Annotated in this window: 9 protein-coding genes and 1 pseudogene; 4 read left to right on the forward strand and 6 right to left on the reverse strand. The window is 34.5% G+C overall.

The window, feature by feature from the left end; all coding sequences use genetic code 11:
- Positions 1 to 209, forward strand: a 209-nt coding sequence (locus JHC35_RS05690; RefSeq protein WP_295042863.1) for a hypothetical protein, incomplete at its 5' end; no start/stop codon positions are given.
- A 1-nt stretch (position 210) separates the two neighbouring features.
- Positions 211 to 717, forward strand: coding sequence for a hypothetical protein (locus JHC35_RS05695; RefSeq protein WP_295042866.1), 507 nt, complete (start codon positions 211 to 213; stop codon positions 715 to 717).
- A gap of 127 nt (positions 718 to 844) precedes the next feature.
- Here the strand turns inward: JHC35_RS05695 and JHC35_RS05700 are convergent, their stop codons facing one another.
- From JHC35_RS05700 to JHC35_RS05710, 3 genes are all read right to left on the reverse strand, one after another.
- Entirely contained in the window at positions 845 to 1,057 is a 213-nt protein-coding gene (locus JHC35_RS05700; RefSeq protein WP_295042868.1) for a CopG family antitoxin, read from the reverse strand.
- Positions 1,058 to 1,140: 83 nt separating this feature from the next.
- Positions 1,141 to 1,326, reverse strand: a complete 186-nt coding sequence (locus JHC35_RS05705) for a hypothetical protein (protein WP_295042870.1) — start codon at positions 1,324 to 1,326, stop codon at positions 1,141 to 1,143.
- The gene (locus JHC35_RS05710; protein WP_295042872.1) at positions 1,304 to 1,693 is read right to left on the reverse strand and encodes an antirestriction protein ArdA; all 390 of its coding nucleotides are present in this window, start codon (positions 1,691 to 1,693) and stop codon (positions 1,304 to 1,306) included. Before JHC35_RS05710 ends, JHC35_RS05705 begins: the two co-directional genes overlap by 23 nt.
- 373 nt (positions 1,694 to 2,066) lie before the next feature.
- Between JHC35_RS05710 and JHC35_RS05715 the strand changes: the two genes are divergently transcribed.
- Both JHC35_RS05715 and JHC35_RS05720 read left to right on the forward strand, forming a co-directional pair.
- A complete protein-coding gene (locus JHC35_RS05715) occupies positions 2,067 to 2,294 on the forward strand; it encodes a CopG family transcriptional regulator (protein ID WP_295042874.1) in 228 nt (75 codons plus the stop codon).
- Positions 2,281 to 2,622 (forward strand): type II toxin-antitoxin system PemK/MazF family toxin, encoded by a 342-nt coding sequence (locus JHC35_RS05720; RefSeq protein ID WP_295042876.1) that lies wholly within the window; start codon positions 2,281 to 2,283, stop codon positions 2,620 to 2,622. Before JHC35_RS05715 ends, JHC35_RS05720 begins: the two co-directional genes overlap by 14 nt.
- Before the next feature lie 102 nt (positions 2,623 to 2,724).
- On the opposite strand, the gene JHC35_RS05725 is transcribed toward JHC35_RS05720, so the two are convergent.
- The 3 genes and pseudogenes from JHC35_RS05725 to JHC35_RS05735 all read right to left on the reverse strand — a co-directional run.
- Positions 2,725 to 3,120, reverse strand: coding sequence for a HepT-like ribonuclease domain-containing protein (locus JHC35_RS05725; RefSeq protein ID WP_295042878.1), 396 nt, complete (start codon positions 3,118 to 3,120; stop codon positions 2,725 to 2,727).
- Positions 3,089 to 3,382, reverse strand: a complete 294-nt coding sequence (locus JHC35_RS05730; RefSeq protein ID WP_295042880.1) for a nucleotidyltransferase domain-containing protein — start codon at positions 3,380 to 3,382, stop codon at positions 3,089 to 3,091. Before JHC35_RS05730 ends, JHC35_RS05725 begins: the two co-directional genes overlap by 32 nt.
- A gap of 196 nt (positions 3,383 to 3,578) precedes the next feature.
- Positions 3,579 to 3,827 (reverse strand): annotated as a pseudogene (locus JHC35_RS05735) (A/G-specific adenine glycosylase); the annotation flags it as partial.
- Positions 3,828 to 3,950: the final 123 nt, after the last annotated feature.

Below are 3,950 nucleotides of genomic sequence, written 5' to 3' on the forward strand. Positions count from 1 at the left end.
ATCAAAGTGCGGTTAATGCTCTTATGCCAATGAAACCGACAAGCATACAGAGAATTAATAATGAAGAAATTTGGAAATATGAAGGTAATGTTTATGATACTAAGACAAATACTAAAACCTACCATAATCTAATGATTAAGTTTATTGATGGAAAAGTAAAGCACATCGGAACATTCAGCTGTAATTTACCTGTTGTAGAAGAGAAATAATATGAAAAAAGTATTATTACTAACCTTTCTTTTTTTGGGTGTTGCTATGGCTGAGCCTCAGTCAAATGGTATTCATCAAGGCGAAGCTAATTACAAACAAAGAGATGTAATGTGTAACTTAGATGACCTTTTTGAAGGTCTCAAAAAAACACTTATGCAGTCGAATATGAATATTGTAACTGTGACAAAAGAAGATGGTGTATTAACTGCAAAAGGAGATCAATATAATGAAGAAACCGTTACCGAGATAACTGTTTCTCTCTCTTTTAAAGCAATTGATTCCAATATCTCAAATGTAGCTATGATCGCAAGCTACAATGTGATGGAAAAGAAATTGAATACTGGACAGATTGGTTTTGTAGGTGTAAGTCTACCAATACCCGTTCCTTTGACTGGTAAGTATGCAATGGTAGGTAGTGGGCATATTAATGACAGCTTATGGTATCAAGGTTTTTATGATAGCTTGGATAAAGTTTTATTTGAAGAAAAAATGAAAGCACTTAAATAATATACTATAAATCAGGAATTTTCTATAAGCGCTCTGTGTTTTGGAGCGCTTAATGTAAAGATATTGTAAAAATTATCAAATCTGCTAGTCAACTGTTATTAATGGATTTGCACTTTTGCTAAAATGATCAGCTCGTCCACTTCAACTGTGGTTCAACATGACGCAACGCACAATCGGTAAGATATGAATTAATGAGCATTTGATATGGTAATCCCATTTTTATCGCAAGCTCCTTAAAATACTCAACGGTTTCCACTTCGATATTGAGTGAAATTTGCTTTTTTGCTCTTTTAGCATACGGATTTTGAACAGATTGTGAAAAGTCGTATTCTTCTCTCATGGTAAAAACTCCTTATATTGGCGTTCCTCGTTTTTGGTCGATGCTCTGGCAGAAATAATCTGAATGACCCCACCTAATTTTTCTTAATCAATCCCCCATGCTTGAAAATACAAATCATACATCACTGGATGATTTTGATGAGCATATTTAACAAATTCATCTTTACTCATATTTTTGTATACTTGATATAATTTTTCAGCATTTGGATAAAAATTACCGAAATATTCTTGATACATATCGATAACGTCAAAATATTTCTGTAAATTCACTATCAGCCACCTCTTCGTGGATGATAACGTCCTCGTATTTTTCGAGTGCTTCTTCAAAATTACCGACCAAGCCGTTACGGAGTAAAAAGCTTACCATTTTTAATTCGTGGTCGTTCAGTCTATCAGCTTGTTCGGCGATTTCGTTGAGTTTGAATGGGTTATCAAATTCTCCGATTTCCAAGTATTCACATTCATAATCAGCGATAAAAATTTCTTCATGCTCATCGTCTTCACACGATTGTGCACCTATTGATAAAATTTCATCGATTTTTGATTTCAAATCTTTTTCATCTATCGGGAGTGATACAAACTCGCCGATAAGGTGTCCATTGTTGTATGCCGCTAAATCTGTGATGCAAATTTCCATTGTATTTCTTTAAAAAAACGATTTTCTTTGTTTGAAGGTGGATTCGGTATCTTGATTATTTTCTTTTTTTCGAAAACATCAACACCCTTATCCTTCAAACAAATTTTCTCCGTCCGTTAGGCTTATCGTTTATCTTGAATGAAAAAGTTTCAAAGATGACTTGAACAAAAATTACACACTTTTAATTGGCTGTTTCAGTCTCTTTGAGAAAAAACTTGTAATGATGATAAAGGAGAAGTCTAAGGGGTATAGGAGTTATGTTTGAGGTGGTGTGGGTTAATGGTTTCAATTGAAAAAAAGCTTTTAAGTAGATTGTATGAATACAATGTAGTGTATAATACTGTATTACAAAATTCACATTAGGAGAATTTAGATGACAGCAACAGTTCGATTGGATAAAACATTAGAAAATAAACTCGACTTTATTTCCCAATCGCTGCACAAAAAAAAGAGTGATATTATTCGTGATGCTATTTCATTCTATGCAGACAGTATTGAAAATAGCAAAAAAAGCCGTATCCTAAAAGCGGTAGCCAAAACAAAAGAAGCCGATAAAGCCGAAAATGCTGAATTCGAAGGAACTCTCGATGACGGTCTGTAAAGGGGAGATTTGGCTTGTCAATCTCAATCCACAAAAGAAATCGAATGAGATCGGAAAAACTCGTCCAGCTGTTGTGATTCAAAACGATTTACTCAACTATAGTGGTTATGCAACCGTGATTGTTTTACCTATGACTACAGTGTTAATTGATGATGCGGAGCCATTACGGTTTCGGGTTAAGAAAAGGGCAGGACTTGAATCGGATTCCGATGTATTAATCGCTCATGCGCGAGCGGTGGATAACGAGCGCTTATTGCAAAAGTTGGGAGAATTTTCATCTGAAGAGATGGAGCGGATTCGTATTTTGTTTAACGAAATAGTATTTTAAGGCGAAGGACTCTCATCCCCTTCCTAAACCCGTTCCTAATTAAAGGCGGTACGGCCGAGAGATTCACCGCGTCTTCCTTTTACTAACAATAAAATTTTAGCACTATTTGACGTACTCTTGAAGTTTTAAAATTTTTTGCTCTAACTTTGCTAATTTTTCATCGCATATCATGTAAATTGTTTCTGCATCGATATCGATGTAGTGATGGGTTAAAATTTCTCTGGTGCGGATGATTTTGCTCCAATACTCTTTATCTGCAACTTGGAGTAATAGTTCCTTTTGTCGCTTATCCAAATTTTTCAATGCTTCACCGATTGATAGTAGCCGTATAGATATCGCATCGAGTTTATCTAGACCCTCATCGCTATCCAAAAAATCGTCACTTGATTTAACCCCATTAAATCGTCTATTGATTAATCTCAAGCTTTCAAGGATAAAATCAATGAGTTCAGTTGTTGTCGCTTTATCAATATATGACCTCTTTTTGGATACTTTCAAAAATTGCACCATGGCTTCGCTTGTGTTTATGCAATAAATCGATTTTGGTATGATACATATCTTCTAAATAATTCCAGAGACCCGTCAAATTATCAAAGGTTTTATGTTTAAATTCGACATAGATATCAATATCACTGTTTGGTTTCTGTTGGTCTTTGGCATAACTTCCAAAAAGTCCGATTTTATCGACTTCATACATTTTTTGGATGTATTCTTTTTCTTGAGTCAATTTTTGCAAAATATCATTTTTCGTCATTTGCATCTCTTCTCTTTGAATTTTGCATCTTATTGAATGTTTCGTTGTTTGATTATAGCAAAAAACTTCCAATGAAACCCATGGTGCGCTTAGTCATAGAAATTTTTAAAATGGTGGTAAAAAATGTAAAGGTGGTAAAAATGTGGCAATTAAATAATATGAACCCCTAAATATAGGACTTTAAAGTGTATTTTGTCAGGTTGTAGTATCCTAATCCCTCCCACATTTTGAGTACATCGTCCAAGTCACTTTGGGCAACATGCAAAAAAGTTGGAAACTTTTGTAGAAAAGGGAAATAAAATCGCGCTAAAACTGTTTTTACCTGCGTTTGCTGCAACATGATTTCGCTTAGGTATATTTGATATGCATCGTCGGTATTGCGCCATGGTAGATCATGTCGTCCGTTTATTTTGTACCATTGTAGAAGTGAATTATGAATTTTAGTGCGCATGAAATATTGTATCAAAATGTCTTATAAAAAAGATAATATTTATTATTGAAGGTTTTAAGTAAGCATGGAGTATAATCTTACCGCGGAATAGAGCAGTCCGGTAGCTCGTCGGGCTCATAACCC

It is taken from the genome of Sulfuricurvum sp. (genome assembly GCF_022759005.1).
In the GTDB taxonomy this organism is placed as follows: domain Bacteria; phylum Campylobacterota; class Campylobacteria; order Campylobacterales; family Sulfurimonadaceae; genus Sulfuricurvum.